This window comes from Methylobacter sp. (genome assembly GCF_023227905.1).
In the GTDB taxonomy this organism is placed as follows: domain Bacteria; phylum Pseudomonadota; class Gammaproteobacteria; order Methylococcales; family Methylomonadaceae; genus Methylobacter_A.
Genome location: NZ_JALOCF010000009.1, coordinates 1 through 24,269, shown reverse-complemented (window position 1 = coordinate 24,269; position 24,269 = coordinate 1). Strand labels below are relative to the sequence as shown.

Sequence of the window (24,269 nt, the reverse complement as noted above, 5' to 3'; positions counted from 1 at the left end):
CAAGATTGTATTTGGGGAATTTATTTGGTTGCTTGCGCTGGTTTCTATCGTCATTATAAATGTAACTTTAACAGTGTCCCGTTTATTAATCATGCCGATTATTTTGTTAGGAAGACAGCTGCACAAGCTATGATCAGCTCATAAAGGATGGGTATCGATATGCAAAATTCAGATAACAGCTTGCTAGACTGCCGATCCGTTTCACAATGAATGATTACATTGCCTTGATCCTGGGCATTATCTGCGCCGAAATCGGCGGCGAATTATTTGTCCGAGGCACCATAGGACTTGCTCATTGGACTCGGGTTTCGCCCGGCATCATCGGCGTGACCATTGCAGCATTTGCCACTTCGAGCCCGGCACTGCCGGTCTCTATCAATGCGGCAATGGCTGGAGAGCCCCAAATCGCCCTCGGCGACGCCCTTGGCAGCAATGTTGTAAATGTTGCACTGGTTCTGGCTATCGCCTTGGCAATTTCCGGAATCCAAAGCCCTGTGACAGCGTAAAACGGGATTTTCCTGTCGCTCTGCTGATTCCGCTCATCACCGGTGCGTTATTTCTGGACGGCGAGCTTTCCAGATTAGACGGCTTATTGATGTTGAGTCTGTTTCTTGTATGGCTTAGCGCGGCGGTTATCGAGGCGCGAAAACAAAGAAGCGCTACGGAGAGACGACCTCCGGTGAACATCATGACAGGACAGCCGTACTCTTTTGCGTTATCGGGCTTGCCTATCTTATTGCTGCCGGGAATCTAATCGTTACCGGGGCAAGGGCCATTGCCGTGGCATTCGGTATAGATGAATTCATTATCGGAACCACTGTTGTAGCCATAGGCGCGTCCACACCCGAGCTTACGACCAAGGTCATTGCAAAGTTCCGCAAGCAAGACGAGGTTGGCTTGGGAGCAATCTCCTCGGCAGCAGTATCTTTAACGGTCTTCTTGTTATCGGCGTGGCCTCCATTATGCATCCGATAGTCGTTGATCAGCGTGAGGTTGCGGTTATATTGGCGTTTGGACTGATTACTTTAGTGCTTACTTACCCCCTCGCGACAGGGCTTCATTGGCAAAAGGCGGGGGATAATACTGTTGCTACTTTATGTCACCTACCTCACTACTATCATCCAGCTCCAAGCGGCCAACAATTCGCTCACCAAGGATGGAAAAAACAGCATTTTATTCTGCTTCCATTGACCGGTTAACTTAACCCCTGGGGACTATGACAAATCCGCTTTTATTATGTTTCGAACCGGTTGCGGATTCGAATTCCGAGATATTGATTTTGGGCAGTATGCCGGGACGGGAGTCTTTGGCAGCTGAACAATACTATGCCCATCGCCGTAACGCGTTCTGGAAGATTATGTCTGATCTGCTCGGGTTTGATCCGGACTCTTCTTATGAGGCTCGCCTACAAGAACTGAAAACCGCCCGTATCGCACTCTGGGATGTATTACAGTCCTGTACGCGAGTCGGCAGCCTGGACTCAAACATTGATGCCGGCTCCATTAGCGTTAATGATTTCCGGAGCTTTTTTCGGACGCACGCCAATATCTATGCGGTATTCTTCAACGGGGCGATGGCCGAGTCGACGTACCGGAAATATGTCTTGCCTACCGTCAGCGCTGTTCCGGTCAGTTACACGCGTCTCCCATCGACCAGCCCGGCGCATGCTTCTCTTTCCTATGAACAAAAACTTCAGGTATGGCGAACAGCGCTGAGCCTGTAGGTAGAAAGCCAGTTTGAGCGGCAGCGGAAGCCGCCACTATTTCTTTTTGAAGTAAAAGACCTGCCTGTTGGATTCTTTTATCAATTGAATGATTTGGTGCCCGGTCTGGTCGGAATAAACGCCAAAATCCAAATGTGCGGCCGGATCGGTTGCAATCACTTTGACAATATCGCCGCTGTCCATACCCATCAGGGCTTTTTTCAGGCGCAACAACGGTAAAGGGCAATTCAAACCGCTGGCATCTATTTCCAGGTTAAATTCGATCATGAGTTTTTAAATTTTTCTCAACTAACTTTAGTGGGCTTATAATACCATTCTCTTTTAAATCAAAGAATCATCTTAACTAAATGGATTATTTCCCTGTATTTTTAAAACTTAAAGACCAGGCTTGCCTGGTTGTCGGTGCAGGCGAAATTGCTGCCCGAAAAATCGAATTGTTGGCCCGAGCCGGCGCAAAAATCACGGTAATTGCCAATGAAATAAGTCCGGCAGTATTAAACTTGCAAACGATTCATAACTTATCGCTACGGCAAAAGTCATTCTCCGCTGCCGACCTTGGCGAATTCAGGCTGGTGGTATCGGCAACCGACAACCCAGAGACCAACCAATTGGTTGCCAAAACAGCGACGGAACGAAACATCCCCGTCAACGTGGTCGATAATCCCGAGCTTTGCAGCTTTATTTTTCCTGCCATTATTGATCGCTCACCGATTATTGCCGCGGTATCCTCCGGCGGCGCAGCACCGGTATTGGCCCGTTTGCTCAGGGCTAAAATAGAAACAGTGATTCCTCCCGCTTATGGCCAACTGGCCGGCTTGGCTGACAAATTCAGGGATAAAGTCAAGCAGCATATTAAAAAGCCGGCTCAACGCAGAGTTTTCTGGGAAAACATTTTGCAGGGTTCTGTCGCGGAGCTGGTCTTCGCAGGCAAGGCGCAGGAAGCCGAACAGCAATTGGAACAAACCCTACTCAAGCAAAAAGAAAACACTCATCTCGGCGAAGTCTATCTGGTCGGCGCCGGTCCCGGCGCACCTGACCTGTTAACTTTTCGGGCATTACGATTAATGCAGCAGGCTGATGTGGTTGTTTATGACCGGCTGGTTTCGCCGGAGATCCTCGACTTGACACGCCGGGACGCGGAAAAAATTTATGTCGGCAAACAACGTCAATATCATGCACTGCCACAAGAATCCATCAATACCCTGCTGGCTGATTTGGCTAAAGCCGGAAAACGGGTGGTACGCTTAAAAGGCGGCGATCCATTCATATTCGGGCGTGGCGGCGAAGAAATTGAAACCTTGATGCAGCAAGGCATTAACTTCCAGGTGGTTCCCGGCATTACTGCGGCTTCCGGCTGCGCAACCTACTCGGGCATTCCGCTAACCCATCGGGATCATGCGCAATCCTGTACATTTGTCACAGGGCATCTAAAAGATAATTCCGTCAATTTAAACTGGACTCAACTTGCAGCCCCTAATCAAACCATCGTTATTTATATGGGACTGGCCGGCCTGGAAAAAGTCTGTGAATCTCTAATTGCGCACGGCAGCCCTAAAGATTTGCCTATTGCCATTGTGCAGCAAGGCACTACGACCCATCAGCGGGTTATTACCGGCACATTAGAAACATTGCCGGGCAAGGTCGCCAGCCAGGACATCAAACCGCCCACCCTAATTATTATAGGTACGGTCGTGTCGCTGCATGACAAGCTGAACTGGTTTCACACAAATCAACCTGACTAACTATCGTTTAATTATGCTGTGTCAACTTAAAGACCAAGCAAACGATTCAGCTATCATTCACAGCCGTTGTTGATAATATTATTCAGGGAAAATAAATAAAACAATTGAATTTTCGCGTCAAATTCCCTATGCTTTCACGGTTTGACTTTTAATTGAACTGTTATTTTTTCAAAATAAACAACAGTTCTTTTTTTACTACCAACAGGAGAGATAAAAATGAAAAAAACATTAGCTACATTAGCTGGTATCGCTTTACTTTCTTTAAGCGGACAAGTATTTGCTGACGAAGCCACTGATATCGGTAAGAAAATTTATGAACGCGCTTTCGGTCGCGGTTGCGGCACTTGCCATGACATCGCTTCAAACCCACAATTACCTGCTTTAATTAAATCAGGCCAACTGGACAGAGCGAAATTTGAAAACGTCCTGAAAGAAGGCAAAGGCGGCATGCCTAAAGCTATTGCTGAGATCATGAAAAATCCAGCCGTTGTTAAAGCTGGATACGGCGAAGACCAAGCTGTTGATGCTTTATACAAATATCTGGGCGGCAACTAATCCCTGATTGGTAACCATAAAAAAGCCGCCCCGGTCTTAGACTGGGGCGGCTTTTTTTATGTTCAAAAAACTGAAATCTAATTCTTACCCAAATAACCTGTTTTGATTTCTTTGTAAGGCAATAGCTTGCGATTCTTAATCCAGATACCAGCGACAGCAGCCAGCATCAACCCGCAAGAAGCGATAGTCAAATAGATCAGACGTTTTAACTGGGACATTTCCTGCATTAGCTGCTCATTAGAAACGACTGCTTTTGCTTTCTTGGCGGGTTCTGAATAGGTGCGGAGAACTTTCAGGTCGTTTTTCAAATCTTCTATGGTGCCTATAGAACTGGCAACAGACCCTACCCGGATACTTTCTTCCAAGGCGTTTAATTTGCTTTCAATTGATCCGCTGACCAATCCGACCAGCTGTCCTTTCAGAGCATTAACTTCTGCTGAAAATACGGGATTCATTTCAGACGCATAGGTTTCGTTAGCCGTGGCGTTTTTATAGCGAGTTAAGAAACTGTCGGTTGGGATCAATAAAAAACCTCCGACCAAAACAACAACCATCAAGGAACAAATTACAGCCAGCAGCAATCTGTTAACTTTCATTAATGCATGATGCGAAGGTATTCTTTGCAGCACCGTAGAAGAGTTGCCAGGCAACACCTCCACCACTGAATTTATCTTATCTATATCGCTCATTAATTACTTCCTCTCGAACCAGGAACCTATGGCAACCAACCATCCCGACCGAACAATTATTATCTTTTATAACAAAACCATGTCGGCAGTAGCGCTACCTAGCTCCCGATTATACAAGTTTAATGCACAGACTCTGCATTTTATTTAAACTCATTCAGCATACAAAAAAGGCGAGATAGTAAGCAAGGCAGCATAAAACCAGCTTCTATGCTGCCTCCTTATAAGTTAGCTTGGTCGCTTGGCCGCGGCTATTCTCATTCTCAAAGCATTTAACTTGATAAAGCCTTCGGCATCCTTTTGATTATATGCGCCGGCATCATCTTCAAACGTCGCAATGCTTTCATCAAACAAGCTGTCGGTGTCGGAAGCGCGGCCGACAACGATGACATTGCCTTTATAAAGCTTGAGCCTGACTTTGCCGTTAACGTGCGCCTGAGATGCATCTATCATGGTTTGCATCATTTTGCGCTCAGGACTCCACCAGTAACCGTTATAGACTAAAGAAGCATAGCGCGGCATCAACTCATCCTTTAAATGCGCCACTTCACGGTCCAGCGTTAACGACTCAATCGCACGATGCGCCTTGAGCATGACAGTACCGGCCGGAGTTTCGTAGCAGCCGCGCGACTTCATGCCGACATAGCGATTTTCTACAATATCCAATCGACCGATGCCATTAGCGCCGGCAATTTTATTTAACCGCTCCATCACGGTCGCAGGCGAGCAAGACTCACCATCGATCTCAACAATATCGCCCTGACGGTAAGTCAGCTCGATATAAGTCGCTTTATCGGGCGCGGCTTCAGGCGAAACCGTCCAGCGCCACATGTCCTCTTCAGGCTCCGCCCAAGGATCTTCCAGAACCCGACCTTCATACGAAATATGCAGTAAATTGGCATCCATTGAATAAGGCGAGGTTTTACCTTTTTTCATTTCTACCGGAATCTTATGTTTTTCGGCATAAGCCAGCAGTGTTTGACGGGAGGTTAAATCCCATTCCCGCCAAGGTGCGATAATTTTTATATCGGGACGCAATGCGTATGCGCCTAGCTCAAACCGCACCTGGTCATTGCCTTTGCCTGTCGCGCCATGGGAAATGGCGTTTGCACCGGTTTCATTGGCGATCTCAATGAGCCGTCTGGCGATTAAAGGACGGGCTATCGATGTACCCAGCAAATATTCGCCTTCGTAGATGGTATTGGCGCGAAACATCGGAAAAACATAATCACGCGCAAAGTCTTCGCGTAAGTCTTCAATGTAAATATCTTTGATGCCCATCGCTTGCGCTTTGGCTCGCGCAGGCTCCACTTCTTCGCCCTGCCCCAAATCAGCTGTAAAGGTGACAACTTCACAATCATAAACATCCTGTAACCACTTGAGAATAACGGAAGTATCGAGACCTCCGGAATAAGCCAATACAACTTTATTGATTTCCGACATAACACCTATACCCTGAGTTAAAAATTATGAAAATTATACCGGAAAATACAAATTTCGGCAGTAACAGGTATGTTTAAAAACATGACCAGTTCAGGACAATGGGCCTTAAATGGGCCCTAATTGAAATGATTGGTTTCCTCCAGCACAGATAACTCAGTCATGGTATTAACGTTACAAAATATTTCCGGCTCGTTACTAAAATCCACCTGAATTAAATTCTGCCGATCCAGCCAAACTGCGACTTTGCGATGACCATTAGCCAGATAATCTTGCAGGCTGGTTTGCAACGAAGTCTTTATCGCCAAGAAAACCGGATGCAACCTTACTCCATCAAAAGCGACAGCAACATCAGCATTATTTTCGGCGCGGGTTAATAACAGCTTCTGCAAATGTTCTGTTTTAATCAGCGGAGAATCGCAGGGAATGACCACCAGGACATCGGCATCCGCATGATCCATTGCTGTTAATATGCCCGCCAACGGACCGTCAAAACTATCGGTTCGATCGCTAATAACCGGCCACCCGAATTGCCGGTATTGATCAATATTGCGATTGGCATTTATCAATAGACAGTCCACAACGGGAGCCAACGCTGCAATGGCATAGCTGACCATCGGACGGCCTTTAAAATTGACCAGGCCTTTATCCTGATTATTCATGCGTCGGGCACGGCCGCCGGCAAGAATCACGCCCGTTACTTTTGTTTGACTATTCATAATGGTAAGCTTTAAATACTATTAAATAACGGACAACCATTCTCGCAAGCCTGCTGTTTATTGCAAGCTGCGCATATTTTTTCACTTTACTGACTGATGGGAATAATAATTACCAATGAAAGTTAAATACACACCCGCCATTTTCGGTCTGGCCTTGGCTGCCGTTATTTCAGGCTGCGCCATGGAACCGGAAAAACCTGTTGAACAAGCCGAGCCTGCACCGTTTGTCAGCGACTACCCTACCCGCGACCGGGTTGAATATGTTTTAAATTGCGTTGCTCAACATGGCGGCCTGACCTATATCACTCAATACGCCTGCGGTTGCAAAATCGACAAAATTGCCGAAAAACTCAACTTCGCCGAATACGAGGCCGCGAAAACTTTCACTTATTTAACTAAAGGCCAGTCCGGCGATGCGGCTTCGGCCATGCGCGATCCCGCTCAATCCAAAGATTTAAGAAAACGGCTTAAAGACGCCGAGCAATATGCTGAAAAAAACTGTTTTGTGAAATAAAGCTTTCCTACAATATTTCAGGGACCGTAACAGGCATCAAGGCATAAAGGGCGGTTTTAATCGCCCTTGTAATCCTCAGTACAGCGCATCAAAAATATCAGCAATATGTTTCTATGCGTGAACAGTGTATTGCTTAAAAGAGATAAATCTTTACTAACCTGCTTGGTTTAAAATATCTATTATAAATAGAGACATAAACAATGTTTTTCAAAACACTTCTGTTTTTGTGCGTTTTATAGCATTTTTACACCCAAAATATCTTGTGCTATGCTATCTGGCACACTTAAATACGCAACAGTCAGGAACAGCCGTTGTTTTAATCAGGATGGATTCTCCATATTGAGATGGTCATGACAGAATCAGGCTCCACGCAATCAATCGCGCAAGAAATCATTGCCGCACTTAAAGACAAGCCCGGCGCACTTTTACCTATTCTGCATGGCATACAAGATGCCATGGGTTATATCCCTGCCGAAAGCGTTCCCGACATAGCAGCGGCCCTTAGCCTGTCTCGTGCTGAAGTTCACGGTGTCATCAGCTTTTACCACTATTTCAGAAACACCCCGCCAGGAAAGCAAACCATTCATCTTTGCCGTGCGGAGTCATGCCAAGCCATGGGCGGAAGACAACTGGAAGAGCATGTCAAAGCCAGGCTGGACATTGATTTTCATGAAACGACTGAGGACGGCAGATTCTCTCTGGAACCTGTGTACTGTCTAGGCAACTGTGCCTGTTCACCGGCCATGCAAATCGGCAAGGAGATTTACGGACGCGTGACCGCAGACAGCTTTGATGCCGTCATCAATGATATAGAGGCAACAGAATGAGTATCACTATTTATGTTCCGTGCGATTCCAGCGCTGTTTCACTGGGCGCTGATCGTGTTGCTGCGGCTATTGCCCAGGAAGCCGCAAAGCGTGGCCTTGATATTAACCTGGTCCGCAACGGCTCAAGAGGCATGTATTGGCTGGAACCGCTGGTTGAAGTCGCGGCCGCTAAAGGACGCATGGCCTACGGCCCTGTTCAGCCCTCCGATGTGTCCGCTTTATTCGATGCCGACTTTACCCAAGGCGGCGCACACGCGCTGGGTTTAGGCCTGACCGAAGAGCTTGACTACTTCAAGAAACAGCAACGCCTGACTTTTGCCCGCATCGGTAAAACCGACCCGGTCAGCTTGACCGATTATATTGCAAATGACGGTTACCGCGGTTTAAAAAATGCGCTTGCCATGGCCCAGGAACAAATCGTCCAAGCGGTAACCGATTCCGGTTTACGCGGCCGAGGCGGCGCAGCTTTTCCGACCGGCATTAAATGGAAGACGGTGCTTAACACCGCATCGCTGCAAAAATATATCATCTGCAATGCCGATGAAGGCGACTCCGGCACATTTTCCGACCGCATGGTCATGGAAGGCGATCCGTTCGTGTTAATAGAAGGTATGACAATTGCGGGTTTAGCGGTTGACGCGACGCAAGGCTATATTTATCTGCGCATAGAATACCCTCACGCTTACGAAGTGCTCAATGCCGCCATTGCCACCGCTTACAAGGAAGGTTATCTGGGCGATAACATTCAAGGCAGCGGCAATACCTTTCACCTGGAAGTCAGGCTGGGCGCAGGCGCTTATGTCTGCGGTGAAGAAACCTCATTGATGGAAAGCCTGGAAGGCAAACGCGGTCTAGTGCGCTTTAAACCGCCCTTACCGGCCATCAGCGGTTTGTTCGGCCAACCCACCGTCGTCAACAACGTTATTTCGCTGGCCTCAGTGCCGGTTATTCTGGACAAAGGCGGCGATTATTACCGCGATTTCGGTATGGGCCGTTCGCGCGGCACCTTGCCGGTACAGTTGGCCGGCAATATCAAACATCCTGGCTTGGTCGAGTTGGGCTTCGGTTTGACCTTACGAGAGTTACTTTACGATTTCGGCGGCGGTTCCGCTTCAGGCCGGCCCATTCGTGCCGTTCAGGTCGGCGGCCCGCTCGGCGCGTATCTGCCCGAATCGCAATTTGACACCCCCTTGGATTATGAAGCCTTTGCCGCCATCTGGGCGGTAGTGGGACATGGCGGCATTGTCGTTTTTGACGACACAGTTAATATGGCTGAAATGGCGCGCTATAGCATGGAATTTTGTAAAGAAGAATCCTGCGGCAAATGCACACCTTGCCGCATCGGCTCCACCCGTGGCGTAGAAGTCATGGACGACATTATCAACGGTCGCAACCTCGACAAAAACATCCCTTTGTTACGTGATCTTTGCGACACCTTACTCAACGGCTCCCTCTGTGCATTAGGCGGTATGACGCCCTACCCTGTACTGAGCGCTTTAAACCATTTTCCCGAAGACTTCGGGATAAATGCAAAAGCTACAGCCGCCTGATAATGATTAGAGGAGTTTAAAATGTCGATGAATAAAGAGAAAGATTTTGGCACACCAGCCAGCACCAATGAAAACATGGTTACGTTGGAAATTGATGGTTTTCAGGTCACGGCTCCGGCAGGCACCTCGGTCATGCGAGCGGCAGCCAGCATAGGTATTGAAATCCCTAAACTGTGCGCAACTGACAGCCTTGAGCCTTTCGGTTCCTGCCGTCTTTGCCTGGTGCAAATAGAAGGCGGCAGAGGCATGCCCGCCTCATGTACTACACCAGTCGCGGAAGGTTTAAAAATCACCACCCAGAATAAAAAACTGGCCGATGTGCGTCGCGGCATCATGGAACTGTACATTTCTGATCACCCGCTGGACTGCTTAACCTGTTCGGCCAATGGCGACTGCGAACTACAGGATATGGCGGGGGCTGTCGGCTTGCGCGAAGTCCGTTACAACCCGGTTGAAACGCACCTGAACGCCGAAAAGGACCACAGCAACCCTTACTTCAGCTTCGACCCCAGCAAATGTATCGTTTGCTCACGTTGCGTCAGGGCCTGTGAAGAAACCCAAGGCACCTTTGCGCTAACCATCGACGGCCGCGGCTTTGATTCCAAAGTATCGCCCAGCCAGAACCAACCGTTCATGGATTCGGAATGCGTGTCCTGCGGCGCGTGCGTGCAAGCCTGCCCAACCGCAACACTGATGGAAAAATCGGTAATTGACAACGGCCAGCCGGAACATGCGATCGTGACCACCTGCGCGTATTGCGGCGTCGGCTGCTCGTTCAGAGCGGAAATGAAAGGCGAGCAAGTGATCCGCATGGTCCCCGCAAAAGACGGCAAGGCCAATCACGGCCATTCCTGCGTCAAGGGCCGTTTTGCGTTTGGTTACGCGACTCACAAAGACCGCATCACCAAGCCGATGATCCGCGCCAGCATTAAAGATGCCTGGAAGGAAGTCAGCTGGGAAGAAGCGATCAATTACGCCGCGTCGGAATTAAAACGCATCCAGACCAAATACGGCAAAGACTCCGTCGGCGGCATCACCTCTTCTCGTTGCACCAACGAAGAAGTCTACATCATGCAAAAACTGATACGCGCAGGCTTCGGCAATAACAATGTCGATACCTGCGCACGGGTTTGCCATTCACCGACCGGTTACGGCCTGAAGCAAACCTTTGGCGAATCATCCGGTACCCAGGATTTCGACTCGGTCATGAAAGCCGACGTGATTTTAGTGATGGGCGCCAACCCTACCGACGGGCATCCCGTATTCGGTTCGCAAATGAAAAAACGCCTGCGTCAGGGCGCCAAACTGATCGTGATCGATCCGCGCGAAATTGATTTGATCAAGTCGCCGCATGTCAAAGCCAGCCATCATTTAAAGCTGCGTCCCAGCACCAATGTGGCTTTGATCAATGCGTTCGGACATGTCGTGGTTACCGAAAACTTGCTTGACGAAGCCTTTGTCAATGAGCGATGCGACGTCGCCTCTTTTACCAAATGGAAAGCCTTTGTCGCGCAGGAACATAATTCGCCGGAAGCTTCCGAGTCCATTACCGGCGTTCCCGCCGCTGAACTCAGAGCTGCGGCACGGCTTTATGCCACCGCAGGCAACGCCGCGATTTACTACGGTTTGGGCGTAACCGAGCATAGCCAGGGTTCCACCACTGTAATCGGCATTGCCAATCTGGCCATGGCAACAGGCAATTTGGGTCACGACGGTGCCGGCGTCAATCCGTTACGCGGGCAAAATAACGTGCAAGGCTCCTGCGACATGGGTTCATTTCCGCATGAGTTCCCAGGCTATCGCCACGTATCGGATCCGGCAACGCACCAATTGTTTGAGAATGCATGGCATACCAAACTCAGCTCGGAACCGGGTTTGCGTATTCCCAACATGTTCGAGGCGGCGTTGGACGGCAGTTTTATGGGGCTGTACTGCGAAGGCGAGGACATTGCCCAATCCGATCCGGACATTAAACATGTTCATGCCGCATTGCGGGCCATGGAATGCGTGATCGTTCAGGACATCTTCCTCAACGAAACCGCTAAATTTGCCCATGTTTTCCTGCCTGGATCATCCTTCCTGGAAAAGAACGGCACCTTTACTAATGCCGAGCGCCGTATTTCCCCGGTCCGTAAAGTCATGTCGCCGTTGGCAGGCTATCAGGATTGGGAAGTTACCCAAATGCTGGCCAATGCATTGGGCTATCCGATGAATTACAGCCATCCGTCAGAAATCATGGATGAAATTGCACAGCTTACACCGAGCTTTGCCGGCGTCAGTTATGAAAAGATTGACCGCCTCGGCAGCGTGCAATGGCCATGTAATGACGAAACGCCGGAAGGCACACCGATCATGCACACCGAGCATTTCCTGCGCGATAACGGCAAGGGCTTGTTCATGCTAACCGAATTTGTGCCGACAACAGAACACGTCAACGCCAAGTTCCCGCTCATCCTGACTACCGGACGTATTTTGTCGCAATACAATGTCGGAGCACAGACACGCCGCACTGAAAATGTCGCCTGGCATGCTGAAGACCGCCTGGAAATTCATCCGCATGATGCCGAAGATCGCGGCGTAAACACCGGTGACTGGGTCGGCATTAAGAGCCGCGCAGGTGAAACGGTATTACGCGCATTGGTGAGTGACCGTGTGCAGCCCGGCGTTGTCTACACCACGTTCCATTTCCCGGAATCGGGCGCCAATGTCATCACGACAGACAACTCCGATTGGGCAACCAACTGTCCGGAATACAAAGTGACTGCCGTGCAAATCACCAAAGTTAGCCAGCCTTCGGAATGGCAACAGCAATACCAGGAGTTTTCAGAAAAACAACTCGATCTGCTGGAGCAGGGAATGAGTCATGACTAACGGCATTGACGCCGACACACGACTGCATAATCGCAGAAGGTAAAGCAATGCAAGGAGCGCAAACCGAGCCTTTATCATTGGAGTTAGGCTGGCCCAGCTATCAACAAAGCACCGTTGATCGCTGGCGGGACGGACAGCATGAACAACGGCAAGACTATATTGCCGAAGAAGTGCCGATTTCTCTGGTCTACAACGGGGTGCCGCATGTCGTCATGCTGGCAACCCCGACCAATCTTGAAGAATTTGCGCTGGGTTTCAGCATTACCGAAGGCATTATTAAAAGTCCGCAAGAGTTGTTATCGGCGCGGGTTTATAACCGTTCAAACGGCATTGAAGTCCAGGTAAAAATTCCGGAACAACGTTTTCAATGCATGTCCGACAAAGGCCGTAATTTAACCGGCCGTACCGGTTGCGGCCTATGCGGTGCCAGCACCCTAAAACAAGCTATCCGCCAACCCTCCCCGGTTAAAGGAGAATTGGTTTTGTCTGCTGCTGAATTGCGTTCCGCTTTAACGGACATCAAACAACACCAAAAATTAAACCAACTAACCGGAGCCGTTCATGCGGCTGCCTGGGTCGTTCCCGGACAGGGCATTTTGGATATCAGGGAAGATGTAGGACGGCATAACGCGCTGGATAAATTGATCGGCTTTTTATTGCGCACCGGTAAAGATTTATCCTCAGGCTTTGTGATCGTCACCAGCCGGGCCAGTTTTGAAATGGTGCAAAAAACCGCATGGGTCGGTATTACGCTGCTTGCGGCCATTTCCGCGCCTACCGGCTTAGCCATACGTTTGGCTGATGAGGCAGGCCTCACCTTAATCGGCTTTGCCCGTGATGATCAACATGTGGTTTATACCCATCCGCAACGCTTAATCCATAGCAACTATCTGTAATTAACAATGAAAATAGAAAGACTTATCAGAATGGCCAATGACATAGGCAATTTCTTTAACTCGGAAAGCGACAAGGAAATCGCAGCAGAAGGCATAAAAAATCACATTTTAAGGTCATGGGATCCCAGAATGCGCAAAGCGATTATTACCTATTGCCAGGAAGACGGCTCTGAATTAAGTGACCTGGTCAAAACAGCTGTGACCAAGCTTGCTGCTTAAAAATATTTTCCTCAAGTTATCAATTTAAAACATATCACTACGAAGACGCGAAGAAAACCAAGCTAACAACTTCGTGCTCTTCGCGTCAGCAGTTGCTCTATATAGCCGTTTGCGGTGAGTCTATCTGTTCCCCCAAAGCTATAACGGCAGCAAGGCCGTTACGGACGACCTGCGCAAATAAAACGCTCTCCCCAGTAGCGATTCTTAAGGCTGGATACCAGCACCTTCCCTGTGCGCTGGCTAGGCGCATGAATAAAATTATCATTACTGACATAAATCCCGACATGGGAAAACGGCTTGCCGTTGGTATTAAAAAAAACCAGGTCGCCGGAATGAAGATCATTTTTAGGGACTTGGTTCAGCGACTGAGCCATTCCCTGAACCGTACGCGGCAACGCTATGCCTTGGTGCCCGTAAACATGTTGAACAAAGCCGCTGCAATCGAAACCTTCCTCGGGTGAACTTTTCCCGTAATGATAAGGCGTACCCTGCAAACTCAGCGCATAGCTGACCATCGGCGAGGAATCTGCAACTACGGACTTGGTTTCCGGAACGCTGGCGCAACCGGAAACCAAAACTATCACAGCGAGTAAAACACCTCGGATAAAGAGACCGTAAAAATTTTGAGCGATGAATGTGTTCACAAATCCATATCCCGTTTGAGACTGAGTAAGAGTTACCTGCAAGGATAAGCCATTACCCGTAAAATGGCTATGATGCACAGGCCTCACTCCACTCAATCCATTGTCAGCTAATTATTATCCTTTAAAACCGGAGTATCATCGTGCCGCTACATAGAATATTACAAACATCTTCTCACCAAGCCTTGCGTAAAGTATAAAATAGGCGACTTTCGCCTTAGCCATTGAGAATAGCTTTCATGAAATTTAATGCCTTTTTTATCAGCCTGTGCCTGTTTGTCTCATGCAGCAGTTATGCTGCGGAAAAAACCGTTATTCGTATCGGCGTTCAGGCTTTCGGCACCGTCGATTGGGAGCTAGCGGCGTTACAGGACAATCCGCAAACTGACTTTCAACTGAAAATACAGCATTTAGCCAACGCGGAAGCCGGCAAGATTGCGCTACAGTCCGGCGCTGTCGATATGATTGTATCTGACTGGATTTGGGTTTCCAGGCTGCGCGCCACCGGTTCCGATTTTACTTTTTATCCTTATTCAAACACCTCGGGCGCCTTGGTGGTGGCGAAAGACAGCCCTATCCATTCGATAAAAGACCTCAAAGGCAAGCGGCTGGGAATTGCCGGGGGCGAACTGGATAAAAACTGGCTGTTGCTACAAGCATTGGCTAAGCAAGAACATCTGGACCTGAATGCGTCGGCGGAAAAAGTCTTCGGCGCGCCGCCGCTGATCACCGAGCAAATCAAGCAAAACCGTGTCGATGCCACCCTCACCTATTGGCATTTTGCCGCCAGGCTTGAAGCTCAGGGCTATCGCCAGATTATCGACGGCAAAGGTATTTTAAAAGGCCTCGGCATTCAGGAGGATGTACCCAGCCTGGGTTATGTGTTCAAGCAAAGCTGGGCAAACGAGCATAAACAGGCCGTCAACAGTTTCTTTAACGCCAGTAAACAAGCAAAGAATCAACTGTGCACATCCGATACCGCTTGGCAAAAAATCGTTCCGTTAACCAAGGAAAACGATGCACCCACACTAGCTAAATTGCGCCAGCGTTATTGCGAAGGCGGCGTTGAACAGTGGGGTCAAGCGGAACAGCTGGCGGCGGGCCACATTTATTCGATGCTCCGCTCTTTAAGCAACAATCAGTTAACAGGCCAATCGGAAAACCTGCAACCCGGCACCTTCTGGTCGATTGAATAATTTGATTAACTTTAAGCATTTTTTATCAACCCTGTCCTTACTGGTTTTTTTAGCCATCTGGCAGGGTTTGGCCGTCTATTTAAACAGCAACACCTTACCGACTCCCGAAGTTGTAGCCCGGGTTTTCTGGCAGGGCTGCATGTCAGGGCAACTGCCCTTTCACCTGGGCGTTACCTTGCTCCGGCTGGTGGTCAGCTTTACCATTGCGATGCTGCTGGGCTGCGCCATCGGCATCGTGCTGGGACGCAGTAAAAAGCTCGACGCCTTCTTCGACAACTGGCTGGTGATTTTCTTGAATATCCCGGCGCTGGTCACCATTATCCTGTGCTATGTCTGGTTCGGGCTGGTCGAATCGGCGGCGATACTCGCCGTGGTCATCAACAAACTGCCCAATGTGATTGTCACGATCCGTGAAGGCACGCGTGCGCTGGATCAGGATTTGCTGGAAATGGCGCGCTGTTACCGTTTCAGCAAGCGCAAGACCCTGGTTCATGTGATCTGGCCGCAACTGCATCCGTTTGTGATGGGCGCAACCCGGTCGGGCCTGGCCCTGATTTGGAAGATCATTCTGGTGGTCGAGCTATTAGGCCGCAGCAACGGCATGGGCTATCAGCTGCATTTATTCTTTCAACTGTTTGATGTCGCCAGCATCCTGGCTTATACGATCGCTTTTGTTGCAGTCATTCAGCTGATAGAACTGCTGGTACTAAAACCGCTGGATAAAAAAGCCCTACGGTGGCGCAGATGACCGACATTCAAATCAATATCAACAACAAAACCTATCCGACAGCAACGAAGCCAAGTATCGCAGACCTTAAGCTGTCGCTGAATTCGAATGAATTCATTTGCCTGGTCGGCCCGTCCGGCTGCGGCAAAACCACGCTGTTGAATATTATTGCCGGCCTGGATAATGATTACGATGGCGGCATACTGGTCGGACAACAGCACACGCATCCCAAGATCGGCTATATTTTCCAGAACCCGCGCCTGCTGCCCTGGCGGACGGTTAGGGAAAATATTGAGCTGGCATTGGACGACAATCAATCGCCCGAGGTCATCGATACCTTGCTTGAGGTCATGCAGTTAACACAAGCGCAACATGTGTATCCCGAACGGTTGTCATTGGGCATGAGCCGCCGCGTCGCCATTATCAGGGCGTTTGCCGTCGATCCTGAGGTGTTGCTGATGGATGAGCCGTTTGTGTCGCTGGATGCGCCGACCGCCAGGCAAGTCAGGGAATTGTTATTGAAATTGTGGCAGCAGCGCCCGCACACGGTTTTATTTGTCACTCATGACCTGCGCGAGGCCATTGCGCTGGCTGACCGGCTGGTATTTTTGTCAGCCTCGCCGATGCGGGTGATTAGTGAAATCGCCGTGCCTATTGCCCGAAGTGAGCGCCACAGCGAGCTTGCCGTTGAATCATTCAGGCAGCAATTGCTGAAAAACCATCCCGAAATAAAACAACTTTTGTGACCGTTTTCCGGCTGGAAAAACAGTTGCGGGTTCGCTAAAAATACCCGATACTCTTTGGCTCCAAGCCTTGTTATAGAGGATTCGCGTCAGGTTATCCTGCCTGACGCCCTTCGGGTTAATGCAAATCGGCTGTCCTGCCGATTTGTCCAGCAGGGCTTGTCGTACCAACTACCCAAGGTTAATATCATATGAAAAAAACAATTATCTTAGGACTGACGACTGCTGTTGTTGCATTAACTTCGCTTACCGCATCTGCCGGGAGCGATGAGCAATACCCCGCTGCAAATTTTCAACCTAAAGTTGTCTATATCGACAAAGAGGCAGTCAAGGCTTCACCAAAATGCCCAGACCAAAAGCCCGCAGAAAAAGCTACCGAGTTCGACCCCAAATACCCGGCTGCCAACTTTACCCCTAAAGTCGTCTATCCATAATCCGGCTTTTTAAAGGTGGGCCTTGAAGCGGGGTTCACCTTTTACCGCCACCTGCCTCCGCTTCAACATCTCAGCCTTGGCTGGTCACTGAACAGTTCTTAGAGATATTTAAACAAGGATAATTCTTTTGTCTTGGTAAAAGTCTGTTGCGCCGCCTGCAACGCGGTGAATTGCAATTGATAGCGGCTAAGTGCATCGGCATAATCAAGGTCTTGAGTTTCAGAAAGCATGCTCTTGGTATCAATTACGTATTTTTCATTTTGGGATTCCTGGTTGTCCAGCGCGTTCAGCCTCGCTCCGACACTGGATCTTGCATCCAGGAAACTGCCCAATGCCGCATCAAGATCGGTTAACACATCGCCAAGTTGAGCCTGAAATGTCTGCGCGCCGACTCCTGCCTTGACCTGACCGGCGGCAAACCCGGCATCTGCTAAAAATGTTCCTGAAGTGTTATTGATTTGGATGCTGGAAGTAGCGCCTGTCGCGACTGAAGCAAACTCGATTTTATTGCCGTTGCTCCGCGCTTGAATAGCCCCGCTAAAACCGCCTGCGGTAAGTTGTGAATTAATCTCGGTAACAACATCTTCGACGCCTGCAAACTGCTGACCGCTCAGATCTATCGGTGCGGTTATGCCGCCGTTGGCAATCAGGTCAAATTGAACTGTCGCAGCCGAATAATCCAAGCCATAACGCAAAAACCGGTCGCCGGTTATTACACCAGCGGTAGCATTAAGCGACGCGCCCAAACCGTCAGACAGTGCCTTTAGGGTATTGAAAACACTGCGTTTGCCATTCTCATCCGCGGCCGGGCTACTCGAATTTATGTGTTCAAAAACATTGAAGCCCAAATCGCCATCAGCAACCTGCCTGGTTGTGCTGATTTGCAAAGCCCGTTGCTGCAGGCCGCCCTGGTAGGCATATTCGCCCGTTGTGGCATTCCGCGCGAAAGCGGGTACCGTAGCAAGATCGCCTGAGAAAATATATTCGCCATTGGCATTTTGGGTATTAGCCACGCCCGCCAATTCTTCAAGCAGCTGATCCACTTCATACTTGATCGCCAGCCTGTCGCTGCTGTTTAAGGTATCGTTTTTGGCCTGGATAGTCAGGTCCTTGGCTTTAAAGATGATGTTATTTGCGGCTTCCAGCGCAGATTCCTCAAGATTCAATCGCCCGCGAGTAGTGGCAATATTGCTTTGGTACTGCTCTGTTTTTGTAATCGATTTATCTAAATCCAATATCCTTGCCGCCGCCTCCGGATCTTCGGCCGGCGCTGATATTTTAAGCCCGGAACTTAGTTGCTGTTGCAGCTTGGCCAACTTAGTTTGCTGACTGCTCATCGCATTAAAGCTCAGCTGTTGCGACCACGCGGTTGAAATTCTCATTGCTATAACTCCTATCTAACTGCGCCTATCAAGGTATCGAATAAAGACCTTGCCACTGAAATGGATTGGGCGGATGCCTGATAAGCCTGCTGAAACTTTATCAGGTTAGCGGCTTCTTCATCCAGGTTTACTCCCGCCAGTCCTTCTCGGGATTCCTTCGCCTGATTTAATAAGGTCTGCTGAGCCGAAGAACTGAGCTCCGAAGCTCGCGTCAAACCTCCGACACTGGAAACGATTTGCCCATAAGCGCCATTAAACGTGGCACTTCCGCCTAACATGCCTAGTTTATTGCCCAGGTTTGCCAATTGCAGCGCATTTCTGTTATCGGTGGGCATCGGGCCTTTGATAATAACGGGATTACCCAATCCGTCCAGCACCGGCAATTTGGTCACGGGATCGACTTCAACATTGGTGGCGGCCGCTATTTTTCTGGGGTCATTGATATTAACGCCAATTTTCTGGGCCGCACTGTAGGCCGGTCTGGCTAAAAACTCATCCCCGACCGATAGGGTTTGTCCCCCACTTAAATCAACAGTGATATCAATGCCCGGCAAAGCGCTTACATCGATATTGGCCGGCTGAGTTGCTGCAAATGACAAAGTGGAAACCCCCGCCACAGTAGTGGCCGTAAGATTAATCACCTGGTTATCGCGAACCCTGGTCAGAGTGTAATCGGTTCCGCCAACATACTTCAATTTAAAATCGCTAAAATCCAGGTTTCCAGCTGCCGACGGGTTGACATTAACATCCTGAAAATTAACCCTGACCGCTGCATTCCCGGTATTAAGCGGACTTTTAATAACCGGAACTTCTTCAGTACCGGAAAAGTTAAATAACGCCGACCCGGCCGTACCGCTCAGATCAAAACCTTTTTCATGAAGCGCATTAACCTCCATCGCCAAGCCGGCGGCAACCCTGCCCAATTGTTGCTGCGCTGGGTCCAGCACCTCATCCCGAAACCGTAACGAGCCGGCCAATGAGCCGCCGCTGATTTGACTGGTTACATTGTTTATGCCGCTAGGAACCTTAAGCCCGATTTCCAGCCGGTTTGGATCATATTCAGACTGAAACGTGGTAAATTCCGCCGCGTCGCCGCTAAGAACCAGCGCCTGTCCATTGCCGATAAAAACGCTGGAGCTGCCGTCCTTTTGCGGAACGACGGAGATATTGACGATTTCGGCTAACTTTGAAAACAGGGCATCCTGTTCATCCAGCAAATCGTTGGGCAACATCGCCCCGCCTGTTCTGCCTACGCCCGAGGTGACCTGCACGTTAATATCGGCTATGGACTTGGCCAGCGAATTAATATCGTTAACCATGGCACCTATATCGTTATTATTCTGCGTGCGTATCTCTTCAAACCTGTCTGTCAAGGTATTGAAGCTTTGTGTCAGGGTTTCTGCCTCAGACAGCAGTACCTGCCTGGAAGGGATCGATGAAGGATCATCCGCCACTTCATTTAAAGCATTAAAAAAGCGATTTATTGCCGGCGCCATTCCGGTACTCGGGTCGGCCATTATATTATCGACGCGAGTAGACAGCTGGCGGTAACGGTCTGCGTCTCCGAACGCTGAAAGACTGGAGTTTAATTGCTTGTTAATAAACTGGTCATAGCTGCGCGTGACATTAGTTACCTGTACGCCCTGACCGACATAGCCATCGCCGGTATATCGCGGCATCCTAGTGCTCTGCTCTACCCGCTGGCGGCTATAGCCCTCGGTATTGACATTGGAAATATTATGCTGAACCGTTTCCAACGAACGCTGAGCGGCCATCAGGCCTGATAATGATGTTGATAATAATCCGCTCATGAGTGCGTCCTGTTCTGAGAATTAGAGACGAAACCTGATGTGTTCATTGATTCATCGCCATTATTACGTCAGGCTCAAATTCGGCCATCGCGTTGCCTTGGTAGATACTCATGACCTTATCGGCATATTTCGGATCGGTTGCATAACCCGCACGCTGTAATTCATGCACGTATTGTTGCGCATTGCCAGCTTTCTTTAAGGCATCGCTATAACGCGGATTACTTTTTATAAAGTCGACATAATCCCTGAAACTGTCCTCGAATGAGTCGTAGGACCTGAATCCGGCATTCACTTTTTTAGCGATACCCTGGTCGAATTCCAGCGTGGCCACTTGCGCCTGCTTACCCTGCCAAGCTTTGTCGGCTTTGATGTTAAACAGGTTGAAACTGTTGCTGCCGTTGCTGTTGTGTATGACCGAGCGTCCCCAGCCGCTTTCCAGCGCCGCTTGCGCCAAAATAACCTTGGGTTCCACGCCCAGTTCTTTGGCGGCCTGGACCGCCAGGGGATGCAGCCGCCTGACGAACTCTTCTGCAGACTGTATCGGCTGCGCGCGGCCGTTCTTTAAGGTGGATTGCGCCGCTTGATTAGTGCCGAACGGAAATTCAGTTATCTCATCCAGCGGATCGCTGCCGTGGATATAAGGAGTAATCTCAGCCAGGCCGTCAGCATTGTCAGCCTTGCCGCCTGCATGCCGGTTAACGGCATGGGCCTGTACCGTGCCGCTACGCGCGATGCCTCCCGACCTATTCAGGTAATCCTCAACATCCTGCTTTTCATGCTTAGGCTTATCGGGGCTTAGTTGCTTGACGATCAAGTCAGCCAAGCCGACGCCGGGAGACCCTGACAAGTGTACGGCTAACTGCTGGTCATACATATCGTTATAGAATTTGCTTTGGTCGTTATCCATCGCGCCGTCTGCCAGCTTGGCTTGGCGCATGCTTTTAAGCACGTTATTCAGGAAAATTGATTCGAATTGCTTGGCAACTTCTTTCAACGCTTCCGGCGACTCTTTTCTGGCCTGGCCTTTTAATTTAGCCAAGCCGTTAAAGTCGGTATAAACATCGGCATTTTGTGGTCCACTTAACATAACAACCTCCGCGTAAGGCGGATTCGCGATAGCAATCCGCCACGGTCAACAACAACTTTAGATAACAATTAATTCGGCATGCAAGGAGCCGGATGACTTCAACGCTTCAAGAATAGCCACCAAATCACTAGGCGCAGCGCCTACATTGTTGACCGCCTTAACAATTTCATCCAGGGACACGCCGGGGTTAAACACAAACATATGGTTCTTCTCTTCTTCGACCTTTATGCTGGATTTCGGGGTAATTGCCGTTTGGCCGTTGGAAAATGCATTCGGCTGGCTGACTTGCGGGTCTTCGCTGATAGTGACCGTCAAGCTGCCATGAGACACTGCCGCAGGCTGCACCCTGACCTTGCCGTTAATCACCACAGTCCCGGTGCGCGAGTTAACAATCACACGCGCCGGTGCGTCATCCGGAATGACCACCATGTTTTCGACTACCGAGGCAAAAGTCACTTTCTGGCCGGGATCGGCCGGCGCACGCACCCTGACCGAAGTCGCATCGAGCGCTTTTGCGGTATTAGCGCCCAATACCTTGTTAATAGATTCCGTCATGCGGTTGGCCGTCGTGAAATCCGCCGTGTGCAGATTAAAAATCAATGCGTCGCCGTCAGCAAAAGATGAGCTAACGGTACGCTCGACGGTTGCGCCGTTGGGAATGCGGCCCACATTGGGATTATTGACGGTAACGCTCGAACCATCCTGGCCTGAAGCGCTCAGGCCGCTGACCACCAGACTGCCTTGGGCGATCGCATAAACCTGTCCGTCAGCCCCTTTCAAAGGACTCATCAACAAGGTTCCGCCCCGTAAACTTTTGGCATCGCCCAACGAGGAAACGGTGACATCAATCGCTTGACCCGGCTTGGCAAAGGGCGGAAGTTCGGCTTGCACAGAAACCGCCGCAATATTTTTGGCTTTAGGATCAATGCCCGGCGGCAAGGTAATGCCGAGACGCGTCAACATATTGCGCAAGGACTGTCCGGTAAAGTTCGTTTTATCGCCGGATTTATCCAGTCCGACCACCAAGCCGTAGCCTACCAGCTGATTGCTGCGTACGCCCTCGATAGAAGCGATATCCTTGATGCGCTCGGCATAAACCGGAGCGCTGAAGGCAATGCCCGTCAAGATTAATAAGATAAGGTGTTTATATAATGTGTTCATATCAAAAAATCCTTATCCTAGAATGGGAACCATGGGCTGTTCAGAATCCTTGCCAGCCAACCCATCTTGCTGGCATCGGCCATGGCGCCCTCGCCTACGTACATAATGGTTACATCGGCGACTTTATCGGAGGTGATAATGTTGGCTGAGTTTATGTCGACTGGCCTGACGATGCCGGACAGCCTGATGAATTCATCGCCCTGATTTAACGTGACTCTTTTCTCGCCCCGCACACTTAAATTGCCGTTCGGCAGCACATCGACAACCGTGACGGAAATATTGCCGCTTAAGCTATTGCTTTGATCGGCCTTAGCCTCCCCGTCAAATTCCCTGTTCGCCCTCAGATTGGCGTTAATGTCGTTACCCGTCAGGACTTTTGCTCCCAGCGTATACATCGAAGGCGCGGTAACTTCCATATTGGTGTCTTTTTTAGTTCTAAGATCGTCAGCTTTTTTCGCCTGCGTTCTCTCCAGCAACGTAATAGTCAGCACATCCCCGATCCTTTTTGCCGTTTGATCTTCAAACAAACGCGTATCGTAACCGGACTGATAGATCGATCCGCTGTTTTGTACCGGCGGCCGTAAATCGGCCGGGGCAACCGGGGCAAATGCCGGATCTCTTGGCGGTATCGGAGTACAAGCTTCCAACAGCGACAGCATGACTGCCAGAAAGGTAAAACGTCGCATGGCGTGCGCCGTGAAAACCGTTTTTTGAACTATCATGCCGTTCACCCTAACTTATAATTGTTGCGTCACAAAGGACAGCATCTGATCGGTTGTCGAAATCGCTTTGGAGTTCATTTCATAAGCCCGTTGCGTTTCGATCATATTGACCAACTCCTCGACAACATTGACGTTGGAGGTTTCCAAGGAGCCTTGAACCAAAGTGCCGTATTCCGCCTCCCCCGGCGTGCCAATGATCGGCGCGCCGCTGGCGGCGGATTCCCGGTAGAGGTTTTCGCCGATCGCTTCCAAGCCGGTAGGATTGATAAAATTAGCGGTCTGGATTTGCCCCAACACGCTCGGTTCGGCAGCGCCCGGCAACTTGGCGGATACCGTACCGTCAGTGCCGATCGTGATGCTTTCGGCATCTTGCGGCACGGTGATTGCCGGATCCAGCGTTAATCCGCCGGACGTAACTATCTGTCCTGTTGCGTCTAATTTAAAAGAGCCGTCACGGGTATAATTGATGTCGCCGTTCGGCATCAAGATTTGCAGGAAGCCCCGGCCATTTATTGCCACATCCAACGAGTTTTCGGTCGGCTGAACATTGCCTTGGGTATGCAGTTTTTCGGTTGCCACCGTCCGTACACCGGTTCCTAACTGCAATCCCGTCGGTAACTGGG

At 49.7% G+C, this 24,269-nt stretch carries 25 protein-coding genes and 1 pseudogene; 15 read left to right on the top strand and 11 right to left on the bottom strand.

From position 1 onward, the window contains the following. Window positions 1-206 precede the first annotated feature (206 nt). From M0R47_RS05620 to M0R47_RS05615, 3 genes and pseudogenes are all read left to right on the top strand, one after another. Entirely contained in the window at window positions 207-506 is a 300-nt protein-coding gene (locus tag M0R47_RS05620; protein WP_292551544.1) for a hypothetical protein, read from the top strand. A 205-nt stretch (window positions 507-711) separates the two neighbouring features. Continuing rightward, window positions 712-975 (top strand): annotated as a pseudogene (locus M0R47_RS21870) (hypothetical protein); the annotation flags it as partial. Between the two features lie 241 nt (window positions 976-1,216). Continuing rightward, entirely contained in the window at window positions 1,217-1,723 is a 507-nt protein-coding gene (locus M0R47_RS05615) for a DNA-deoxyinosine glycosylase (protein ID WP_292551541.1), read from the top strand. 36 nt (window positions 1,724-1,759) lie between these two features. On the opposite strand, the gene M0R47_RS05610 is transcribed toward M0R47_RS05615, so the two are convergent. Then, window positions 1,760-1,990 carry a sulfurtransferase TusA family protein gene (locus tag M0R47_RS05610; RefSeq protein WP_292551538.1) on the bottom strand — a complete coding sequence of 77 codons (231 nt, stop codon included), beginning with the start codon at window positions 1,988-1,990 and terminating at the stop codon, window positions 1,760-1,762. 80 nt (window positions 1,991-2,070) lie between these two features. On the opposite strand from M0R47_RS05610, the gene cysG reads away from it, so the two are divergent. Both cysG and M0R47_RS05600 read left to right on the top strand, forming a co-directional pair. Further along, window positions 2,071-3,465, top strand: a complete 1,395-nt coding sequence (gene cysG / locus M0R47_RS05605; RefSeq protein ID WP_292551535.1) for a siroheme synthase CysG — start codon at window positions 2,071-2,073, stop codon at window positions 3,463-3,465. 216 nt (window positions 3,466-3,681) lie between these two features. Beyond that, window positions 3,682-4,020, top strand: coding sequence for a cytochrome c (locus tag M0R47_RS05600; RefSeq protein WP_292551532.1), 339 nt, complete (start codon window positions 3,682-3,684; stop codon window positions 4,018-4,020). A 77-nt stretch (window positions 4,021-4,097) separates the two neighbouring features. On the opposite strand, the gene M0R47_RS05595 is transcribed toward M0R47_RS05600, so the two are convergent. The 3 genes from M0R47_RS05595 to mobA form a co-directional block, all read right to left on the bottom strand. Continuing rightward, entirely contained in the window at window positions 4,098-4,709 is a 612-nt protein-coding gene (locus M0R47_RS05595) for a hypothetical protein (RefSeq protein WP_292551529.1), read from the bottom strand. A gap of 225 nt (window positions 4,710-4,934) precedes the next feature. Beyond that, window positions 4,935-6,149 (bottom strand): argininosuccinate synthase, encoded by a 1,215-nt coding sequence (locus tag M0R47_RS05590; RefSeq protein ID WP_292551526.1) that lies wholly within the window; start codon window positions 6,147-6,149, stop codon window positions 4,935-4,937. Between the two features lie 116 nt (window positions 6,150-6,265). Next, the gene (gene mobA, locus M0R47_RS05585) at window positions 6,266-6,865 is read right to left on the bottom strand and encodes a molybdenum cofactor guanylyltransferase MobA (RefSeq protein WP_292551522.1); all 600 of its coding nucleotides are present in this window, start codon (window positions 6,863-6,865) and stop codon (window positions 6,266-6,268) included. A gap of 115 nt (window positions 6,866-6,980) precedes the next feature. Here mobA and M0R47_RS05580 point away from each other — a divergent pair, with 115 nt between their 5' ends. From M0R47_RS05580 to M0R47_RS05555, 6 genes are all read left to right on the top strand, one after another. After that, window positions 6,981-7,379 carry a hypothetical protein gene (locus M0R47_RS05580; RefSeq protein ID WP_292551519.1) on the top strand — a complete coding sequence of 133 codons (399 nt, stop codon included), beginning with the start codon at window positions 6,981-6,983 and terminating at the stop codon, window positions 7,377-7,379. Window positions 7,380-7,729: 350 nt separating this feature from the next. Continuing rightward, on the top strand, window positions 7,730-8,206 hold the full coding sequence (locus M0R47_RS05575; protein WP_292551516.1) for a formate dehydrogenase subunit gamma: 477 nt from the start codon (window positions 7,730-7,732) through the stop codon (window positions 8,204-8,206). Beyond that, window positions 8,203-9,756, top strand: coding sequence for an NADH-quinone oxidoreductase subunit NuoF (locus M0R47_RS05570; protein WP_292551513.1), 1,554 nt, complete (start codon window positions 8,203-8,205; stop codon window positions 9,754-9,756). The genes M0R47_RS05575 and M0R47_RS05570 overlap by 4 nt, the downstream gene beginning before the upstream one ends. Before the next feature lie 21 nt (window positions 9,757-9,777). Continuing rightward, window positions 9,778-12,627, top strand: coding sequence for a formate dehydrogenase subunit alpha (gene fdhF, locus M0R47_RS05565; RefSeq protein WP_292551510.1), 2,850 nt, complete (start codon window positions 9,778-9,780; stop codon window positions 12,625-12,627). Between the two features lie 47 nt (window positions 12,628-12,674). Further along, window positions 12,675-13,523 carry a formate dehydrogenase accessory sulfurtransferase FdhD gene (gene fdhD, locus M0R47_RS05560; protein ID WP_292551507.1) on the top strand — a complete coding sequence of 283 codons (849 nt, stop codon included), beginning with the start codon at window positions 12,675-12,677 and terminating at the stop codon, window positions 13,521-13,523. A 6-nt stretch (window positions 13,524-13,529) separates the two neighbouring features. Continuing rightward, window positions 13,530-13,742, top strand: coding sequence for a formate dehydrogenase subunit delta (locus tag M0R47_RS05555; protein ID WP_292551506.1), 213 nt, complete (start codon window positions 13,530-13,532; stop codon window positions 13,740-13,742). 158 nt (window positions 13,743-13,900) lie between these two features. Here the strand turns inward: M0R47_RS05555 and M0R47_RS05550 are convergent, their stop codons facing one another. Continuing rightward, on the bottom strand, window positions 13,901-14,386 hold the full coding sequence (locus M0R47_RS05550; protein WP_292551503.1) for a C40 family peptidase: 486 nt from the start codon (window positions 14,384-14,386) through the stop codon (window positions 13,901-13,903). A 236-nt stretch (window positions 14,387-14,622) separates the two neighbouring features. Here M0R47_RS05550 and M0R47_RS05545 point away from each other — a divergent pair, with 236 nt between their 5' ends. The 4 genes from M0R47_RS05545 (at window position 14,623) to M0R47_RS05530 (ending at window position 17,483) form a co-directional block, all read left to right on the top strand. Continuing rightward, entirely contained in the window at window positions 14,623-15,579 is a 957-nt protein-coding gene (locus tag M0R47_RS05545; protein WP_292551501.1) for an ABC transporter substrate-binding protein, read from the top strand. A gap of 1 nt (window position 15,580) precedes the next feature. Next, entirely contained in the window at window positions 15,581-16,327 is a 747-nt protein-coding gene (locus M0R47_RS05540; protein ID WP_292551498.1) for an ABC transporter permease, read from the top strand. Further along, on the top strand, window positions 16,324-17,052 hold the full coding sequence (locus M0R47_RS05535) for an ABC transporter ATP-binding protein (protein WP_292551495.1): 729 nt from the start codon (window positions 16,324-16,326) through the stop codon (window positions 17,050-17,052). Before M0R47_RS05540 ends, M0R47_RS05535 begins: the two co-directional genes overlap by 4 nt. A 188-nt stretch (window positions 17,053-17,240) precedes the next feature. Beyond that, window positions 17,241-17,483, top strand: a complete 243-nt coding sequence (locus M0R47_RS05530) for a hypothetical protein (RefSeq protein ID WP_292551493.1) — start codon at window positions 17,241-17,243, stop codon at window positions 17,481-17,483. A 98-nt stretch (window positions 17,484-17,581) separates the two neighbouring features. Here M0R47_RS05530 and flgL read toward each other — a convergent pair whose 3' ends face one another. The 6 genes from flgL to flgG form a co-directional block, all read right to left on the bottom strand. Continuing rightward, window positions 17,582-18,865, bottom strand: coding sequence for a flagellar hook-associated protein FlgL (flgL, locus tag M0R47_RS05525; protein WP_292551490.1), 1,284 nt, complete (start codon window positions 18,863-18,865; stop codon window positions 17,582-17,584). A gap of 11 nt (window positions 18,866-18,876) precedes the next feature. Then, a complete protein-coding gene (gene flgK / locus M0R47_RS05520) occupies window positions 18,877-20,676 on the bottom strand; it encodes a flagellar hook-associated protein FlgK (protein ID WP_292551487.1) in 1,800 nt (599 codons plus the stop codon). Window positions 20,677-20,719: 43 nt separating this feature from the next. Then, window positions 20,720-21,763 (bottom strand): flagellar assembly peptidoglycan hydrolase FlgJ, encoded by a 1,044-nt coding sequence (gene flgJ, locus M0R47_RS05515; protein WP_292551484.1) that lies wholly within the window; start codon window positions 21,761-21,763, stop codon window positions 20,720-20,722. A gap of 57 nt (window positions 21,764-21,820) precedes the next feature. Continuing rightward, window positions 21,821-22,924 (bottom strand): flagellar basal body P-ring protein FlgI, encoded by a 1,104-nt coding sequence (locus tag M0R47_RS05510; RefSeq protein ID WP_292551481.1) that lies wholly within the window; start codon window positions 22,922-22,924, stop codon window positions 21,821-21,823. A 17-nt stretch (window positions 22,925-22,941) separates the two neighbouring features. Further along, window positions 22,942-23,610, bottom strand: a complete 669-nt coding sequence (gene flgH / locus M0R47_RS05505) for a flagellar basal body L-ring protein FlgH (protein ID WP_292551757.1) — start codon at window positions 23,608-23,610, stop codon at window positions 22,942-22,944. A gap of 51 nt (window positions 23,611-23,661) precedes the next feature. After that, window positions 23,662-24,269 (bottom strand): flagellar basal-body rod protein FlgG (flgG, locus tag M0R47_RS05500; RefSeq protein WP_292551478.1); only part of this gene is annotated, 608 nt, incomplete at its 5' end.

Excerpts from the sequence above, each read along its gene's own strand:
- M0R47_RS05620 (WP_292551544.1), top strand. The coding sequence starts at position 207 with ATGAATGATTACATTGCCTTGATCCTGGGCATTATCTGCGCCGAAATC.
- M0R47_RS05615 (WP_292551541.1), top strand. The coding sequence starts at position 1,217 with ATGACAAATCCGCTTTTATTATGTTTCGAACCGGTTGCGGATTCGAAT.
- M0R47_RS05610 (WP_292551538.1), bottom strand. The coding sequence starts at position 1,990 with ATGATCGAATTTAACCTGGAAATAGATGCCAGCGGTTTGAATTGCCCT.
- cysG (WP_292551535.1), top strand. The coding sequence starts at position 2,071 with ATGGATTATTTCCCTGTATTTTTAAAACTTAAAGACCAGGCTTGCCTG.
- M0R47_RS05600 (WP_292551532.1), top strand. The coding sequence starts at position 3,682 with ATGAAAAAAACATTAGCTACATTAGCTGGTATCGCTTTACTTTCTTTA.
- M0R47_RS05595 (WP_292551529.1), bottom strand. The coding sequence starts at position 4,709 with ATGAGCGATATAGATAAGATAAATTCAGTGGTGGAGGTGTTGCCTGGC.
- M0R47_RS05590 (WP_292551526.1), bottom strand. The coding sequence starts at position 6,149 with ATGTCGGAAATCAATAAAGTTGTATTGGCTTATTCCGGAGGTCTCGAT.
- mobA (WP_292551522.1), bottom strand. The coding sequence starts at position 6,865 with ATGAATAGTCAAACAAAAGTAACGGGCGTGATTCTTGCCGGCGGCCGT.
- M0R47_RS05580 (WP_292551519.1), top strand. The coding sequence starts at position 6,981 with ATGAAAGTTAAATACACACCCGCCATTTTCGGTCTGGCCTTGGCTGCC.
- M0R47_RS05575 (WP_292551516.1), top strand. The coding sequence starts at position 7,730 with ATGACAGAATCAGGCTCCACGCAATCAATCGCGCAAGAAATCATTGCC.
- M0R47_RS05570 (WP_292551513.1), top strand. The coding sequence starts at position 8,203 with ATGAGTATCACTATTTATGTTCCGTGCGATTCCAGCGCTGTTTCACTG.
- fdhF (WP_292551510.1), top strand. The coding sequence starts at position 9,778 with ATGTCGATGAATAAAGAGAAAGATTTTGGCACACCAGCCAGCACCAAT.
- fdhD (WP_292551507.1), top strand. The coding sequence starts at position 12,675 with ATGCAAGGAGCGCAAACCGAGCCTTTATCATTGGAGTTAGGCTGGCCC.
- M0R47_RS05555 (WP_292551506.1), top strand. The coding sequence starts at position 13,530 with ATGAAAATAGAAAGACTTATCAGAATGGCCAATGACATAGGCAATTTC.
- M0R47_RS05545 (WP_292551501.1), top strand. The coding sequence starts at position 14,623 with ATGAAATTTAATGCCTTTTTTATCAGCCTGTGCCTGTTTGTCTCATGC.
- M0R47_RS05535 (WP_292551495.1), top strand. The coding sequence starts at position 16,324 with ATGACCGACATTCAAATCAATATCAACAACAAAACCTATCCGACAGCA.
- M0R47_RS05530 (WP_292551493.1), top strand. The coding sequence starts at position 17,241 with ATGAAAAAAACAATTATCTTAGGACTGACGACTGCTGTTGTTGCATTA.
- flgL (WP_292551490.1), bottom strand. The coding sequence starts at position 18,865 with ATGAGAATTTCAACCGCGTGGTCGCAACAGCTGAGCTTTAATGCGATG.
- flgK (WP_292551487.1), bottom strand. The coding sequence starts at position 20,676 with ATGAGCGGATTATTATCAACATCATTATCAGGCCTGATGGCCGCTCAG.
- flgJ (WP_292551484.1), bottom strand. The coding sequence starts at position 21,763 with ATGTTAAGTGGACCACAAAATGCCGATGTTTATACCGACTTTAACGGC.
- M0R47_RS05510 (WP_292551481.1), bottom strand. The coding sequence starts at position 22,924 with ATGAACACATTATATAAACACCTTATCTTATTAATCTTGACGGGCATT.
- flgH (WP_292551757.1), bottom strand. The coding sequence starts at position 23,610 with ATGCGACGTTTTACCTTTCTGGCAGTCATGCTGTCGCTGTTGGAAGCT.